Source organism: Vibrio sp. LaRot3 (genome assembly GCF_027587025.1).
Classification (GTDB): Bacteria; Pseudomonadota; Gammaproteobacteria; order Enterobacterales; family Vibrionaceae; genus Vibrio.
Window position 1 is genome coordinate 42,361 of the sequence record NZ_JAPPTI010000003.1, and the last position, 15,595, is coordinate 57,955.

General features: G+C 44.6%; 12 protein-coding genes. 9 read left to right on the forward strand and 3 right to left on the reverse strand.

The window, feature by feature from the left end:
• Positions 1–69 precede the first annotated feature (69 nt).
• The 3 genes from uvrA to OH461_RS09180 form a co-directional block, all read right to left on the reverse strand.
• On the reverse strand, positions 70–2,892 hold the full coding sequence (gene uvrA / locus OH461_RS09170) for an excinuclease ABC subunit UvrA (RefSeq protein WP_270020336.1): 2,823 nt from the start codon (positions 2,890–2,892) through the stop codon (positions 70–72).
• A 148-nt stretch (positions 2,893–3,040) separates the two neighbouring features.
• Positions 3,041–3,913: a UTP--glucose-1-phosphate uridylyltransferase GalU gene (galU, locus tag OH461_RS09175; RefSeq protein WP_270020337.1), complete on the reverse strand. Its 873-nt coding sequence runs from the start codon at positions 3,911–3,913 to the stop codon at positions 3,041–3,043.
• Positions 3,914–4,029: 116 nt separating this feature from the next.
• A complete protein-coding gene (locus OH461_RS09180) occupies positions 4,030–4,677 on the reverse strand; it encodes a LuxR C-terminal-related transcriptional regulator (RefSeq protein WP_270020338.1) in 648 nt (215 codons plus the stop codon).
• A gap of 392 nt (positions 4,678–5,069) precedes the next feature.
• Here OH461_RS09180 and OH461_RS09185 point away from each other — a divergent pair, with 392 nt between their 5' ends.
• The 9 genes from OH461_RS09185 (at position 5,070) to OH461_RS09225 (ending at position 15,587) form a co-directional block, all read left to right on the forward strand.
• Positions 5,070–5,597: a single-stranded DNA-binding protein gene (locus tag OH461_RS09185; protein ID WP_260261531.1), complete on the forward strand. Its 528-nt coding sequence runs from the start codon at positions 5,070–5,072 to the stop codon at positions 5,595–5,597.
• Positions 5,598–5,814: 217 nt separating this feature from the next.
• Complete coding sequence (csrD, locus tag OH461_RS09190; RefSeq protein WP_270020339.1) at positions 5,815–7,821, forward strand: RNase E specificity factor CsrD; 2,007 nt, start codon at positions 5,815–5,817, stop codon at positions 7,819–7,821.
• A 7-nt stretch (positions 7,822–7,828) separates the two neighbouring features.
• A complete protein-coding gene (locus tag OH461_RS09195) occupies positions 7,829–9,268 on the forward strand; it encodes an MSHA biogenesis protein MshI (RefSeq protein ID WP_270020340.1) in 1,440 nt (479 codons plus the stop codon).
• Positions 9,268–9,921, forward strand: coding sequence for an MSHA biogenesis protein MshJ (locus OH461_RS09200; RefSeq protein WP_270020341.1), 654 nt, complete (start codon positions 9,268–9,270; stop codon positions 9,919–9,921). The genes OH461_RS09195 and OH461_RS09200 overlap by 1 nt, the downstream gene beginning before the upstream one ends.
• Positions 9,914–10,237: an MSHA biogenesis protein MshK gene (locus OH461_RS09205; protein ID WP_270020342.1), complete on the forward strand. Its 324-nt coding sequence runs from the start codon at positions 9,914–9,916 to the stop codon at positions 10,235–10,237. The genes OH461_RS09200 and OH461_RS09205 overlap by 8 nt, the downstream gene beginning before the upstream one ends.
• A gap of 15 nt (positions 10,238–10,252) precedes the next feature.
• Positions 10,253–11,902 carry a pilus (MSHA type) biogenesis protein MshL gene (gene mshL / locus OH461_RS09210; protein ID WP_270020343.1) on the forward strand — a complete coding sequence of 550 codons (1,650 nt, stop codon included), beginning with the start codon at positions 10,253–10,255 and terminating at the stop codon, positions 11,900–11,902.
• Between the two features lie 3 nt (positions 11,903–11,905).
• Positions 11,906–12,745, forward strand: a complete 840-nt coding sequence (locus OH461_RS09215) for an ExeA family protein (protein ID WP_270020344.1) — start codon at positions 11,906–11,908, stop codon at positions 12,743–12,745.
• A gap of 3 nt (positions 12,746–12,748) precedes the next feature.
• Positions 12,749–13,873, forward strand: coding sequence for a tetratricopeptide repeat protein (locus tag OH461_RS09220; RefSeq protein WP_270020345.1), 1,125 nt, complete (start codon positions 12,749–12,751; stop codon positions 13,871–13,873).
• Positions 13,863–15,587 carry a GspE/PulE family protein gene (locus tag OH461_RS09225; RefSeq protein WP_270020346.1) on the forward strand — a complete coding sequence of 575 codons (1,725 nt, stop codon included), beginning with the start codon at positions 13,863–13,865 and terminating at the stop codon, positions 15,585–15,587. The genes OH461_RS09220 and OH461_RS09225 overlap by 11 nt, the downstream gene beginning before the upstream one ends.
• Positions 15,588–15,595: the final 8 nt, after the last annotated feature.

Below are 15,595 nucleotides of genomic sequence, written 5' to 3' on the forward strand. Positions count from 1 at the left end.
GAAACCAGCGTATCATACGCTGGTTTGTAAGTTCATAGACCTTATTGGGTCACAGCTATAAAGATTCTACTACTTTAACATAGGTTTAAGGAATCTCGCGGTATGTGAACCTTCGACTAAAGCCACATCCTCTGGCGTGCCTTGTGCAATGATTTCACCACCGCCTTGACCACCTTCAGGGCCTAAATCAACAATCCAGTCCGCGGTTTTAATCACATCGAGATTATGTTCAATGACCACGACCGTATTGCCGTGATCACGTAATCGATGCAATACCGTCAGTAGCTGCTGAATATCGTGGAAGTGCAAGCCAGTGGTCGGTTCATCCAATATGTACAGGGTTTTACCTGTATCTCGTTTTGAGAGCTCGCGAGCCAGTTTGACCCGCTGAGCTTCACCGCCTGACAGTGTGGTTGCCGCTTGGCCAAGTCGAATGTAAGATAAACCCACATCCATGAGTGTTTGTAATTTACGGGCGATGACGGGGACGGGGTCAAAGAATGATCGAGCATCTTCAACGGTCATTTCCAATACTTCATCAATGGTTTTGCCTTTGTAGCGTACCTCTAATGTTTCTCGGTTGTAGCGTTTCCCTTTACATACATCACACGGGACATAGACGTCTGGTAAGAAGTGCATCTCAACTTTAATCACTCCATCACCTTGGCAAGCTTCACACCGTCCACCGCGCACGTTAAAGCTGAATCTACCCGGTTTATAACCGCGAGATCGGGCTTCTTGAGTACCAGAAAAGAGTTCACGGATTGGCGTGAATATTCCCGTATAAGTTGCCGGATTCGAACGTGGTGTGCGCCCAATTGGGCTTTGATCGATATCGATTACTTTGTCGAAGTGTTCAAGCCCTTTGATCTTTTTATATGGTGCAGGCATTGCTGTGGTCGCACCATTAAGCTGAGTGTGCGCAATCTTAAAGAAGGTATCGTTGATTAGGGTTGATTTCCCCGAGCCGGATACACCGGTAATACAACTGAATAAGCCTACAGGAATTTGTAGATTGACGTCTTTTAGGTTATTGCCACTCGCACCTTGTAGTTCGACAATTTTCTTCTTATCAAAAGGTGTACGAGTATTAGGAATCGCAATTTCTTTGGCGCCACTTAAGTACTGGCCAGTTAAAGAGTCTGGCGTGGCAATAATTTCATCCATTGTTCCTTGGGCGACGACGGAGCCACCATGAACCCCCGCGCCAGTGCCAATATCAATCACATGATCGGCGCAGCGAATCGCATCTTCGTCGTGTTCAACGACGAGTACGGTATTACCAAGATCACGCAGATGAGTCAGGGTTTTAAGTAAGCGTTCATTATCTCGTTGGTGAAGGCCAATAGAAGGCTCATCGAGCACATACATCACGCCGACGAGACCAGCACCAATCTGGCTGGCAAGGCGAATACGTTGAGCTTCACCACCGGATAAGGTTTCGGCGCTGCGAGATAGGTTGAGGTAGTTAAGGCCGACATTGACTAAGAACTCTAAGCGGTCATTAATCTCTTTCATCACTTTTTCAGCGATTTGGGCTCGTTGGCCATCTAATTTAAGTGAAGCAAAAAAAGCTAATGCATCAGCAATGCTGAGTTCAACTATCTCAGGTAGCGTCGTGTCACCAATGAATACGTTGCGTGCCTCTAATCGCAGGCGACTACCATCGCAACTTGAACAGCACTTTGTTGAGATATATTTAGCAAGGTCTTCACGAACCGTATTAGATTCTGTGTCTCGGTAACGACGTTCTAGGGTGTTTAAAATCCCTTCAAACGGGTGGCGTTTAACTCGCATATCACCACGGTCGTTAATGTACTTAAACTCAACCTCAGTGCGTCCAGAGCCTTTTAAAATGATCTCTTGCGTTTTTTTCGGTAGTTGATCAAAAGGCTGGTGAAGATCAAAGCCATAGTGATCCGCTAACGAAGTTAGCATTTGGAAGTAGTAATAATTTTTTTGGTCCCAGCCTCTAATCGCCCCTTGCGCTAGGCTCAGAGAGGCATCTTGAATGACGCGAGCTGGGTCGAAGTATTGCTGCACCCCTAGGCCATCACAAGTTCCACAAGCACCAGCGGGGTTGTTGAATGAGAACAGTCTAGGTTCTAGCTCTTGCATGCTATAGCCACAATGCGGGCAGGCAAAGTTAGCGGAAAATACCGTTTCATCGCCATCGTCATCCATCGGCGCTACGACTGCGATACCGCCAGATAACTCTAACGTTGTTTCAAACGATTCTGCTAAGCGTTGCTGAAGATCACTACGAACTTTAAAGCGATCAACCACTACTTCAATGGTATGTTTTTTGTGTAACTCTAAAGTTGGAGGATCAGATAAATCACAGGTTTCACCATCGATACGGGCTCGAATGAAGCCTTGTGCAGCAAGGTTCTCTAACGTCTTTACATGCTCACCTTTACGCTCTTTAACAATAGGCGCAAGCAGCATCATTTTAGAACCTTCAGGCATCTCAAGTACTTTATCGACCATCTGTGAAACGGTTTGTGCCGCGAGAGGAACCTTATGCGTTGGACAGCGAGGTTCACCTACTCGAGCATAAAGCAAACGTAGATAGTCATAGACTTCTGTAATTGTACCAACGGTTGAGCGAGGGTTATGAGATGTGGACTTTTGCTCGATAGAAATCGCCGGAGAAAGACCTTCAATATGGTCAACGTCTGGTTTTTCCATCAAAGAGAGAAACTGACGCGCATAAGCTGAAAGTGATTCAACGTATCGGCGTTGGCCTTCGGCATATAAAGTATCAAAGGCAAGTGACGACTTACCTGAACCAGATAAACCAGTGATGACAATTAATTTGTCACGAGGAATCGTGAGGTTGATATTTTTTAGATTATGCGTGCGGGCACCACGAACTTCTATCTTATCCATTGTTATCGCTCTAACTCGGTTTAGCTTAAATTAGCAATCAACTAAGTATTACATAGTGCGAGAAATGTTCAAAGAAAATACTGGATAAAAAGACAGTAAAAGAAAGGCAGCGAAATGTCGCTGCCTTGAAAAGAGAAAATGGCTTGAATTAAGCCTTCTTAGTCGTTGGGGTTTTACCTAGTTCAGACTTCTGGCTATCTTTTTGGTAAAGATTTTCGAAACAGTAGTTAGTTGCTTCGATGTAACCTTCAACACTACCACAGTCAAAGCGCTGGCCTTTAAATTTGTATGCCAGTACACAGCCTGCTTTAGCTTGTTTCAATAGCGCATCAGTGATCTGAATTTCACCGCCTTTACCTGGTTCGGTATTTTCGATTAACTCAAAAATATCCGGAGTTAGGATGTAACGACCGATGATAGCTAGATTACTTGGCGCAGTGCCAGGTTCAGGCTTCTCGACCATGTCATCAACACGGTAAATATCATCTTTGATCATCTCACCAGAAATAACGCCATATTTATGGGTTTCGTCTGAGGGTACTTCTTGAACCGCAACGATGGAGCAACGGAATTGCTTAAACAACGCCACCATTTGTGCCAGAACGCCTTCTTGCTCATTTACACATAAGTCGTCGGCGAGGACCACAGCAAACGGTTCGTCACCAACAAGTTCGCGGCCAGTGAGAATAGCATGACCTAGCCCTTTCATTTCACGTTGACGAATGTAAGTAAAATGCGCTGATTCAATAATATCGCGAATATCAACCAACAGTTCTTCTTTGTTAGTACCGTTGATTTGATGTTCAAGTTCGTAGTTCTTATCAAAGTGATCCATGATGGAGTGCTTGCCACGCCCCGTAACGATACACATGCCATTCATACCAGCTTGGATCGCTTCTTCAACACCGTATTCAATCAATGGTTTATTAACCACAGGCATCATTTCTTTTGGCATTGATTTAGTTGCAGGTAGAAAGCGGGTTCCGTATCCAGCTGCAGGGAATAGGCATTTCTTTATCATGATAAAACCTTATCTGTTCTGACGAAATTTAAGTTGGCGACACCATATCACGGTTTTTATGAATAGATAATTAATGACTTAGTGCAAAAGTTGATTTTTTGGCCGTTGCTTTAAATTTAAGACATTAGGTGTTGGTTTGCCCAAGATATGGCCTGCACTCGATTTTTCACCGATAGCTTCTTGAAAATCTGATAAAGATGAGATTTTACTGTAAATTCGCTAATGAAAAGGTCTTCTGCGATTTGGATATTAGATGCGCCAGTTTTGAGGCTGCGAAGTATTTGAATCTCGCGAGTGGTGAGATCAACGGTGGCTGGAGCGGTTTGGCTATCGATGACGTGACGATAGTGATGCAGTAGCTGCGCAGCTACTTTTCGTGGCAGCCAGTTTTGGCTATTGATTACTTCGCCACAGCCATAAGCGATATCTTCAATACCATCGTTGCGGTAGAACAGGGCTTTCAAATTACCAAAGCTAAGAAGCTCATCAGTGGTAAGACGTTTCTCTACGTTAAAAATCACGGTTTCGAAGATCTTATTGGATAGTGGTAAGTTACGAATGGCACTGTTTAGCTTTTGATAGTTATTGTGATCAATGAGCAAGATCTTATGCTTATGTTGCTGCATCGCTAGCATGAACTCTTGCGGCTCCATTTTCGGAATGGGTAAGCCGAGGGCTTTCTCTATTCTTTCAACACTGGGATATGTTGCATTTTTGTCTTCACATAGGAAGTAAAGGGTACGTGCGTAAATATTTTTAGCCATAGTCATCTCGTTGTTAGTCAACTCATTATTGAGTGTTTATTTTTTGCATTATCCTCGATGATCTTTTGTCATATTACGATTGTGATATTGTCAATTTTGCATCTTGTTTCATATTTAATAATGCGTTTATTTTCTCTCACATAGAATGCGGAGAAAGTTACAGAACCTCATGTCAAAAGAGATGACATTGCTTCAAAAAGGATGAAACAGAATGAGAAGATGGCATTGTTGAGAAGGCTAGACGACAATTATTAGAGCGGTATTGAATTCTGGAACTGGGTTCGGCAATTCTTTGCTGTTAAGCGACTATCGATAGTTGTGCCATTTGCATTTAATGTTATCCTTATGCGCGATTAAAATTGAACACCAAATTAACCGAGACGGAGCGAAACATGGCTAGCCGTGGAGTAAACAAAGTAATCTTAGTAGGCAACCTTGGGGGCGACCCAGAGGTACGTTACATGCCTAGTGGCGGCGCAGTTGCCAATATCACCGTAGCGACATCTGAATCATGGCGCGATAAAGCAACTGGCGAGCAGCGTGAAAAAACGGAATGGCACCGTGTTGCTCTGTTCGGCAAACTTGCTGAAGTTGCAGGCGAGTACCTACGTAAAGGCTCTCAAGTATACATTGAAGGTCAACTTCAAACGCGTAAATGGCAAGACCAAAGTGGCCAAGACCGTTACACAACAGAAGTTGTGGTACAAGGTTTCAACGGCACGATGCAAATGCTAGGTGGTCGTGCCCAAGGCGGGGCTCCTGCACAAGGTATGGGCGGTCAGCCGCAACAGCAAGGTTGGGGTCAGCCTCAACAGCCTGCAATGCAGCAAAAACCAGCTCAACCTGTACAACAGCCGCAGCAACAGCAGCCTCAATACAATGAGCCACCAATGGATTTTGACGACGACATCCCGTTTTAATCTCTCCAAATTGAAAAAAAGCCGCGAATATCGCGGCTTTTTTATATAGTGGATTCTTATAATTCGTTACAAGTGACGTTGAGTGATGAAATGAGGGATAGTTCACTGTTAGAATCTGTCAGGGAGACGACAGTTCTCAGTGGCTTAACTCCCAACGGTTAAAGTTGTTTCATCCAGTAAACTTACAACATCTCACTGAGAAGGGAATTCACCATCTATGAGGTATACGCCTACCTTAAAGCTTAGTACTCGCCTTGTTGCTTTTGTTACGGTCATTGTTACCAGCGCCATGTTTATTCTATTTCTTGGTGGTACCTTATCGTTTAAAAGTTTAGGCCAAGAGTACTTGCAACATTCCTTAAAAGGCATTGTTGAAGTCGTCGATAAAGAGATGGAAGATCCTGATGCAGCTTATTCTCTTCAGCGCTGGATGCCGAAAATGTTGCAAGCATCTAATATCGTTGAGATGCAGCTCTCTTCAGAGGTTGGGGTGATTTATCGCTTTAAGGATACCTCTTCTCGAGTCGATCCTGCTTTTTTACACCAAGCTGAATATTCACTTGAACGAAATAGCGGTTACTCCATTCGCTTTAAAGCCATTCCTCCTTACCTTGGTTACGGCTACTCAATGCAGGCATTGTGGTCTATCACGTTAGCGGTACTACTCATTGTGTTTTGTTTGGTGCGTGGCGTTAAATGGCTTAAAGGGCAATTGCATGGTTCGGAACTGTTAGAAGAGCGAGGCCGGATGATACTGGCTGGTCGTGTCGAAGAGTTTGCCAAAGGTGATGAGCGAGAGTGGCCCTATACCGCAAGTGAAGCCTTGGATCGCTTGATAGAAGAGTTGCAAGATGCCCGTCAAGAGCGCAGCCGTTTTGACACCTTTATTCGCACGCAAACTTTCCTTGACCAATTGACTGGAGCGGCAAATCGCGTGCTGTTTGATAGCAAGTTGGAAGCCGCATTGTCCGAGAGTGGTTCACATGGTGGTGTGCTGTTACTGAGAATTGACGATTGGCAACACATCAAAGAAGAATCAGGTAAGCAAGTTGCGAATGATTTTGTGGTCGAAGTGGGTGAAAGTATTAGTAATGTAATTCAGCGTTACCCCGACGTTATTTTGTCGCGTTACTACAATTCTGACTTCGCGATATTTGCCCCTCACTTAAGCAGTAAAGAAACATCAAGTATTGCGATTAATTGCCTTAAACAGTTGGCAAAAGTATCGCCCCCTCAGCCGTTAGATAGAGATAATTGGTGCCATATTGGCATTAGTATGTTCCATGAAGGTGAACGGCAAGGCAAAATTATGGATGAGGCTGAAACGGCATTGAAAAGCGCGCAGCTTCAACAGGTCAATACTTGGAATCGCTTTCAAAAACTGGCAACACAAGAGCAAGAAAGGGGCAGCGTGCGTTGGCGTACCCTGTTTGACAAAGTTCTCAAGCCAGAAAAGCTGTATATATTTGAGCAGCCGTGCTTTTTACTTGGCTCGCATCAAGAGGAAAGGCTTCACCATCATGAGTTGTTTGTACGAATAAATGATCCCGAGAAAGGTTTAATTAAGGCATCACGTTTTAACCCTGCAATTGAGTCAGTGGGTTATGAAAGTCTTTTAGATCGCTCAGTTTTTTGTGCTGTCGCCAAATTTTTGAAAGCGTCAAAAAATAGTTTATGTTATTCTGTAAACCTTCATGTGACTCCATTTGCAGATAGAAAGTACTTTCGGTGGTTTAGAGACGAGTTATTACAGCTGCCAATGGATCAACGTCAGCAGTTAATGTTTGAATTTGCTGAAGCTAGATTAGTGAAGCACCTCGATTATATGCGACCAGTGATCAAGATGATTACCGGTTTAGGGTGTAAAGTAGTGGTGGGTCAAGCTGGCCGTTCGATTGTCAGTACTCATTACTTGAAAGATTTGCCGATTGATTATCTCAAGCTGCACCGAAGTTTGGTTAAGCAAATCGATAAAAGACATGAAAATCAATTGTTTGTGCGCAGTCTTCTTGGTGCGTGTAAAGGGTTGAAAACCAAAGTTATCGCGGTTGGTGTGGACCAAAAGCAAGAGTACAAAACCATGCTGGATCTTGGCGTAAATGGCGTTCAAGGCAGGTATTTCCAGCAAGAGCAGCAGTTGCTCCCTGTTCAACAGGCGACTCAGGATGTACAGACTCAATCAAAAGTTAAGGTTGGGCGACGTAATCGTTGGCGAAAAAGTTAAGTAGTAGATGAATATTAAATCTTTAATAGGAAAGTTTGGTTCTGGTACGCGTTCAACTAACTGCCTAAGAGTGGTTGTTCAGCCGTACGCCTTATATTTTTCGCCATTGGATGGCGTAGAGTTACCAAAGCGTGTGTCGATTGAGAGCGGTGATTGGCAGAATATTCTGGTGGAGACACTCACCAAAGCCAACGCGAATGATCTTACGGTTGATGTGGTTCTTAACTCTAACCTTTATCAAACGTATCAAATTGATAAGCCGAATGTGCCGGAAGAAGAACTCGGCCAGACGCTGCCTTTTCTTCTCAAAGACCTTATCTCTGAGAAAATCACCGACATCATTGCTGATGCAACGGCACTTCCAAATAGCAATAAATTGCAAGTCTACGTAGTACCAAAATCCTTGGTATTAGGCTTGGTTCAACGATTAGAAAAAGCCAAGTTAAGTTTAGGCCATGTACTGGTTGAAGATGACGTTTGGGGGTTAGCGGCTACAGACGCCGAGCGTTTTGTGTTACTGCAGCGCAGTAAAAATAGCCAGTATAAAGTCAGTGCTTTCATTGATAATCGTTGTGTGTTCCAACGTACCATTCGTGGCGTAACGGCTCCGCTTGTCGGTGTCGCTAGTAGCGGTTTGCAGCTAGACGGTATCGCGCTCGAACTGCAACGCTCGGTCGATTACCTCTCCTCACAACTTCGTGGCGCAACTTTGCATCATATGAAGGTGTGCTGTGATGAAGAAAGTAACGATGATTTGGCGCGAGAGCTAGATGATCGCCTAAGTGTAAAAGTTTCTCGTCTAACGGATCTACCGTTGGAGTCTGGTGAGCTTCTTACCCAATATGTGGCCGATATTTGTGATTCGGGCATCAATTTATATCCTGCTCACTTAAAGCCGAAAGTAGAGCGATTTACGCTCAATGCAGTTGCTGCAATTTGTGCCTTAATCACAGTGGTTTTACTTGGCAGCTATGGCTATTTTACTTGGCAACAAATTGGCCTTAATGCGGAACTATCTAGCCAAATAAACCAAGAAAATCAGTTAAAACAACAGGTACAGCAGCTCAACCAAAAGCTGGCTAAACATAAGCCGTCAGCACAAAAAGTGGCAGCAGTTGAACGATTGAAAGAAGAGATTCGCGCTAAACAGGATTCATTGCTGGCGGTATCTCGCTTTGATGATGAGCAAAACGTCGGTTATTCCGGTGTAATGAAAGGTCTAGCTAAGTTAGGGCGCAATGATATCTCTTTAAACTACATCAAGATGAGTTCTGATGTGTTGGATTTAAAAGGTTTAGCCCGTGAACCTCAGTCAATCCCTAATTGGGTGAATCAATTTAAGAATGAGCTCAACCTTGTTGGGCGCTCATTTGAAAAGTTAAAGATAGGGCGAAATGAACAAGATGTACTCACCTTTGAGTTGCACACCAAAGAGGATAAGAAGTAATGGGTACATTTTGGAGTAATTTGAACGAGAAGTTTGCCAAGTTGAGTCAGCGCGAGAAAGTGCTGATTAGCTTGTGTTGCGTGGTGATTATCTCGCTTGGTCTCTATTTGCTGGTGGTCGAGCCGGCATTTAAATCGAATCAAGCGCTAAAGAAACAAGTGGTGGCAACGAAGCTTGCGAACCAACGTTTGGAAGGCGAAATTTTAGCCATTACCGCAAAACTGAAAAAAGACCCAGATCAAGCCATCAATATAGAGTACAAAAGGTTATTGAAAGATAGCCAAGTATTGTCAGAACAGTTAGCCAAAATTATTGAAAACTTGATTTCTCCAAGTCAAATGGCTGAGTTGTTAGAGCAAGTCCTGGCGGGGACTTCTGGGTTGCAGTTAGTCTCACTAGAGTCTTTGAAGGCAGAGCCGATTGTTGGCAATCAAAATGCGGATCAGCAATATGCGGGTTATTACGTCCATCCTGTGCGTATTGAGTTGGAAGGTAAGTATTTTGCGATTCTAAAATACTTAGAAACGTTAGAGTCACTGCCGATGAACTACTACTGGCGTAGCTTCAGCTATCAAGTAGACAAATACCCAACGGCAACCTTGATCCTTGAAGTGTATACCCTTGGAACCAGACAGGAGTTCATCGGTGGCTAATAAGTTATTGATCTCATTATTAGGTTTTTCTTGCGCAGCGTTTGCCCAGCAAGATCCGACTGCGCCACTAGGCTGGCAAAAAGCGCCGGAAAGTAAACCAGTGAAAAGAGTGGTACGCCATAAAGTCCCTACTTTGCAAAGCATCGTATGTGGTGAGCAGTCTGAGTGTTACGCCATTTTGAATGGCAAAGCCCTCTCGGCTGGCGAAAAGATTAATGGCTATCAGCTAAATAGTATTCAATCAGGCTACGTCACAGTGGCTCGTGGCGGTAAGCAATGGAAACTGGAAATGTTTCCTTTAGAAGTAAAACAATAAGGTTATTGGAATCGTATGCGTAAACTCGTTGTAGCAATCACAATCGCTTCGTTAATAGGCTGTTCAAGTACCATGGGGCATAGAGACCCGGTTGAAGCGAAAAGCACATTGAATGAAGCGATCAATGAATCGAATAGCCGTGCATTGCAAGAGCTACCTGCTTCTGTTGAAGCGGATCTTATGCCCGACCTTGATGGTACAAATCCTGTCGCGGTTGAAACCATGAAGCGTTTCCGTGTTCAAGCAAACAATGTGGATGCTCGAGCGTTCTTTGCTAGCTTGGTGAAAGGCACTGAATTTAGTGCGGCGATCCATCCTGACGTGAGTGGCCAAATCACGGTTAACCTATCCGACGTGACATTGGATGAAGTGCTTTCTGTTGTCAGCGATATGTATGGCTATGACGTGCAAAAGTCTGGCAAAGTGATTCAGGTGTACCCTGCGGGTTTACGAACCGTAACGATTCCAGTGGATTACTTGCAGTTCAAACGTTCAGGTCGTTCATTAACGTCAATCACGACCGGTACTATCACCAATACCGATAGTGGCTCATCTTCTACGTCAGATTCAGACTCTTCATCTTCTAGTAGTTCGACTAGCACTGCCAAAGGCGGCACTGAAATTGAAACTACAAGTGAAAGTGATTTCTGGCCACAACTTGAAGTGGCGGTAAGCCAGTTGATTGGTTCAGGCAAAGGGCAAAGTGTTGTCGTCACTCCTCAAGCGAGTGTGTTAACCGTACGTGCTTACCCTGATGAAATTCGTCAAGTGCGCGAGTTCTTAGGAGTTTCTCAGCAACGTATGCATCGCCAAGTTATTTTGGAAGCTAAAATCCTGGAAGTGACGTTGAGTGATGGTTACCAACAAGGTATTAATTGGTCGAAAGGTTTCACTTCTAACGGCACTGATTACTCATTTGGTTCAGGTTCCATCGTTAAAGATACTAACGGCAATATTCTTCCAAGCGTTCTTCCGGGCTTAGATACTATCGGTAGCCTACTTGGTGGTCAGAGTAATATCGTCATCTCAAGTGGCAGTTTTGATGCGGTATTGAGCTTTATGGCCACGCAAGGTGATTTGAATGTACTTTCAAGTCCTCGCGTCACTGCATCAAATAACCAAAAAGCCGTGATCAAAGTTGGTACGGATGAGTACTACGTGACCGATTTATCTAGCGTGGTTGGTACGAGCGATAACTCAGAGCCTTCACCAGAAGTGGAGCTGACGCCATTCTTCTCTGGTATTTCTTTAGACGTAACGCCTCAAATTGATGACCAAGGTAATGTGTTGCTGCATGTCCACCCTGCTGTGATTGATGTTGATGAGCAAGTTAAAGAGATTGGTTTTGGTGGTTCAAGTATCACTCTACCTTTAGCCCGCAGTTCTATTCGTGAATCAGACTCTGTGATTCGTGCACAAGATGGTGATGTGGTTGTGATTGGTGGTTTGATGAAGTCAAACACCATTGACCAAGTGTCAAAAGTGCCATTTTTGGGTGACGTTCCAGCTCTGGGCCACTTATTCCGCAATACCACTAAGCTGACTGAAAAAACCGAACTAGTTATCTTGCTGAAACCAACAGTTGTAGGTGTTAATACTTGGCAGAAAGAGCTAGAGCGCTCGCGAGACATACTGCAAGAGTGGTTCCCAGAACAGCAGCAATAAGCCATGTACTTAGAGCACTTTGGTTTTAGTCAACTTCCCTTTCATCTAACCCCAAACACAGAGTTGTTTTTGGGGTTAGAACCTCATTATGAGGCCATTCAAACGGTGAATGCTGCGTTGGATATGGGCGAGGGAGTGATTAAGGTGACGGGTGAAGTGGGTACCGGAAAAACCATGGTGTGTCGTATGTTGGTGAACCATTTCGAACCTCATGTTCAGCTGGTCTATCTTCCCAATTCCGCCTTAAGTGGTGAAGAGCTGCGACAAGCGGTCGCTAGCGAGTTGGGCGTTAAGATAAAAAACTCGCGCTCGATTGTTGATGATATTCAAGCCAAGCTGATTGCGCTGGCGAAGAAAAATAAGCAAGTGGTGGTATTGGTTGATGAGGCTCAGGCGTTAACCGACGATGCACTAGAAGTGTTGCGTTTATTCGGCAACTTAGAAACAGAACAACGAAAATTGCTGCAAATCGTGTTGTTTGGTCAACCGGAATTGGATGAACGATTAGAGCTGTATCATTTACGTCAGTTCAGGCAGCGAATCACCTTTAGCGCTAAGCTTCGACCTCTCTCTATTGATGAAACGGTCGCCTATATTACGACGCGATTAGAGAAGGCGGGCGGTTATAGTGAAGTGATTCCTTTCGCTTTGAAAAAAGCGGTGTGGCGAGCAAGTGGTGGTATACCCCGTTTAATCAATCAGATATGCCATAAAAGTTTAGTATTGAGCTGCAGCCAAGGCTGTAACTTGGTGACAAGCCAACAAATATTTTCGGCAATTCAAGATACGTTTGATGCCAATAAACCCAAATTTAGATTCCCTGTTATGTGGGGTTGGAGTTAGAACATGAGTGCGATTAATAACGCGCTATCGGAATTATCGAAATCTAACAGTGCCAAAAATAGTATTGAGAAGGCGGATGTTAAGACCGTTAAACAGCGATCGGTTTTACCGTGGGTAATTGGCGGCTTTACGCTCAGCCTAGCTGTTGGTGGTTGGGCTATTTCTTTGCAGCAACCAACGCAACAAGTCGTAGTTGATTCAAGCCCTCGCGTACAGCAAAGCGATGAAGCCTTTGTTTCGCCAACCGCGAAAAAGACCAATGCGGTTGATGCTATCTACCAAGCGCCCAAAAGTGAAATTGCATTGGAAGTGAACGAAGCAAAACCAATTGCAATTGCGCAAGTCGATGTTGCTAAAACGCAAACCAAGGTGGTTGAACAGCCTTTGCAGGACGTGAAGGAAACAACCATCCAACAAGCTCCGATTCCAGCGAAGAAACCTACGGTAGCACCACAGACAGTAGAAATGGCTGAAGCGGTACCTGAACTAGCAGATAAAAATGTTCCTCAAGTTGTCATTGAACAAGTTGAGCTTACGCCGGCTCAGTTAGCGGACAAAGCGCAGGAGCGTGCTAAGAAAGCGTTAGACAGTAACAATCTTGCTGAAGCAACTGCTCAGTACAGTGATGCGTTGCGATACACTCCTCGAGATAGCGCTGTACGTCAAAAGCTAGCAGCGCTTTATTACGGTAAAGGCGAAGCAAGAAAAGCAGCGGAGTTACTGCAAAAGGGCATCTCTCTGGCAAAAGAAGATCAGGGTTTGCGTATTGCTTTAGCGAAACTATTGCTCAAAGAAAAGCAGCAAGCTGCGGCATTGAGTCCATTAGTTTATTTACCGGCTAATCCAAATGTTGATTATCTATCGCTACGCGCCGCGTTAGCTCAAAAGAATAATCAAGATCAACTCGCGTTCGACAGTTACCAGCAGCTCGTTCAGTTAGAACCTGATAGTGGCCGGTGGTGGATGGGATTAGCGATTCAGCTTGAGCGCAATCTTGATATCCCTAAGGCTATTCAAGCCTATCAGCAGGCCCTTACCAAGGTTGGTCTATCCAATCAATCCCAACAGTTTATTCGCGATCGCCTTGCGTTAATTCAGCGTTTAGAGGAACAGCCAAGTGCAAATTAAATTACGTAAACGTCTTGGTGACTTGTTAGTCGAAGAAGGCATTATTACCGAGCAGCAAGTTGAACAAGCTCTAGCAGCACAAAAGTCCACAGGCCGTAAACTTGGTGCCACTCTGATTGATTTAGGTTTCTTGTCTGAAACTCAGATGCTGACCTTCTTATCTCAGCAGCTTGATTTACCTTTGATTGACTTAAGCCGTGCCAATGTTGATGTTGAAGCGGTTCAGCTACTGCCAGAAGTTCACGCTCGTCGTTTGCGTGCATTGGTTATCGGTCGCAATCTCGATACGTTGCGTGTAGCAATGAGCGATCCTGCGGATTTGTTTGCTCAAGAGTCACTACTTTCTCAGCTACCTCAATATGGTATCGAATTTGTTATTGCACCTGAGAAGCAATTAGTTGAAGGCTTTGACCGTTACTATCGCCGTACTAAAGATATCGCTAACTTTGCGGAGCAGCTCCAAGCAGAACATCAGGTCACCGAAGCGTTTGATTTTAGCATTGAAGATGCTGACAGCGATGAAGTAACCGTTGTTAAGCTGATTAACTCATTGTTTGAAGATGCGATTCAAGTGGGCGCATCGGATATCCATATCGAACCAGATTCTAACGTGTTGCGTTTACGTCAACGTATTGATGGCATTTTGCATGAAACCTTGCTGAATGAAGTGAATATCGCGCCGGCGTTGGTATTGCGCTTAAAGCTGATGGCGAATTTAGATATCTCTGAAAAGCGTTTGCCGCAAGATGGTCGATTCCAGATCAAAGCTAAAGGCCAAGCGGTCGATATTCGTATGTCGACTATGCCCGTGCAACACGGTGAGTCAGTAGTAATGCGTTTGCTTAACCAGTCTGCAGGGGTTCGTAAGCTAGAAGAGTCAGGCTTACCAACCGACTTACTAGAAAGGCTTCGCCATCAATTGCGCCGACCTCATGGCATGATCTTGGTTACCGGCCCGACTGGTTCAGGTAAAACGACAACGCTTTATGGCGCACTTTCTGAATTAAACGAGCCGGGTAAAAAAATCATCACGGCAGAAGATCCTGTGGAATATCGCTTACCACGCGTAAACCAAGTTCAAGTTAACCCGAAAATCGACTTAGATTTCTCTACGGTGCTGAGAACTTTCTTGCGTCAAGACCCGGATATTATCCTTGTCGGTGAGATGCGTGACCAAGAAACGGTTGAAATTGGCCTTCGAGCTGCACTAACTGGTCACTTGGTGCTAAGTACTTTGCACACCAATGATGCAGTCGATAGTGCATTGCGGATGATGGACATGGGCGCACCAGGTTATCTGGTGGCAAGTGCAGTGCGTGCTGTGGTCGCGCAGCGCTTGGTCAGAAAAGTCTGCCCTGATTGTAAAGTTGAACATGAGCCTGATGAAAGCGGTAAACAGTGGCTACAACAACGTTTTCCAAATCAAGTGAATGCCAAGTTTGTTCGCGGCAAGGGCTGTCAGAACTGTAATCTGACGGGTTATCGTGGTCGTATTGGTGTGTTTGAAATCCTCGAGCTTGAGCAAGATATGATGGATGCCCTGCGTGCGAATGATGCCGTAGGTTTTGCCAAAGTGGCTCGCACTTCACCAAACTACAAGCCTCTATTGGCGTCTGCAATGGAGTTGGCGTTACAAAATGTAGTGAGTTTCGACGAAGTGATGAATCTTGGCGAAGGTGATTCGTCAGGCAGTGTTCAAGCTATTTACTTGTAAGGTCAATT

Excerpts from the sequence above, each read along its gene's own strand:
- OH461_RS09180 (WP_270020338.1), bottom strand. The coding sequence starts at position 4,677 with ATGGCTAAAAATATTTACGCACGTACCCTTTACTTCCTATGTGAAGAC.
- OH461_RS09195 (WP_270020340.1), top strand. The coding sequence starts at position 7,829 with ATGAATATTAAATCTTTAATAGGAAAGTTTGGTTCTGGTACGCGTTCA.
- OH461_RS09185 (WP_260261531.1), top strand. The coding sequence starts at position 5,070 with ATGGCTAGCCGTGGAGTAAACAAAGTAATCTTAGTAGGCAACCTTGGG.
- uvrA (WP_270020336.1), bottom strand. The coding sequence starts at position 2,892 with ATGGATAAGATAGAAGTTCGTGGTGCCCGCACGCATAATCTAAAAAAT.
- galU (WP_270020337.1), bottom strand. The coding sequence starts at position 3,913 with ATGATAAAGAAATGCCTATTCCCTGCAGCTGGATACGGAACCCGCTTT.
- mshL (WP_270020343.1), top strand. The coding sequence starts at position 10,253 with ATGCGTAAACTCGTTGTAGCAATCACAATCGCTTCGTTAATAGGCTGT.
- csrD (WP_270020339.1), top strand. The coding sequence starts at position 5,815 with ATGAGGTATACGCCTACCTTAAAGCTTAGTACTCGCCTTGTTGCTTTT.
- OH461_RS09220 (WP_270020345.1), top strand. The coding sequence starts at position 12,749 with ATGAGTGCGATTAATAACGCGCTATCGGAATTATCGAAATCTAACAGT.
- OH461_RS09215 (WP_270020344.1), top strand. The coding sequence starts at position 11,906 with ATGTACTTAGAGCACTTTGGTTTTAGTCAACTTCCCTTTCATCTAACC.
- OH461_RS09200 (WP_270020341.1), top strand. The coding sequence starts at position 9,268 with ATGGGTACATTTTGGAGTAATTTGAACGAGAAGTTTGCCAAGTTGAGT.